Here is a 581-nt window from a genome sequence, read left to right on the forward strand (position 1 = left end):
AGCCGCCGTTGGGGTCCAGGGTCACCCGGGCGTCGGGGAAGCGGGCCTTGAGCGCGGTGACGGCGTCGACCTCGACGTCGCCGGCCTGCACGCCGCCCTTGAGCTTGAAGTCGGCGAAGCCGTACCGCTCCTGCGCGGCCTCGGCCAGGCGCACGACCTCCTCCGGGGTCATCGCCCTCTCCCGGCGCGCCCGCTCCCAGGCGTCCGCTCCGTCCGGCTCGCGCAGGTACGGGAGGTCCGTGCTGTCCGGGTCCCCCACGAAGAAGAGGTAGCCGAGCATCGGCACGGCCGCGCGCTGCTGCCCGTCCCCGAGCAGCTCGGCCACGGGCACGCCGAGGAACTGCCCGTGCAGGTCCAGCAGGGCGGACTCCAGGCCGGTCACCGCGTGCACGGTGGTGCGCAGGTCGAAGGTCTGCAGGCCGCGCCCGCCGGCGTCGCGGTCGGCGAACGCGGTGGCGACCCGGCGCAGCAGGGTCCGGAAGCGGGCCACGGGATACCCCGCGAGCAGGGCCCCCGCCTCCTCGACGGTGGCCCGGATCCGCTCCCCGCCGGGGACCTCGCCCAGGCCGGTGCGGCCCTCG

Annotated in this window: 1 protein-coding gene; it reads right to left on the reverse strand. The window is 76.6% G+C overall.

The genetic code is table 11. The annotated features are described in order from the left end of the window. The coding region (locus IEW07_RS20770) for an enolase-like domain-containing protein (protein ID WP_503826683.1) at positions 1 to 581 on the reverse strand (581 nt) is incomplete at both ends.

The sequence above is a fragment of the Kocuria dechangensis genome (assembly GCF_014636775.1).
Taxonomy (GTDB): domain Bacteria; phylum Actinomycetota; class Actinomycetes; order Actinomycetales; family Micrococcaceae; genus Kocuria; species Kocuria dechangensis.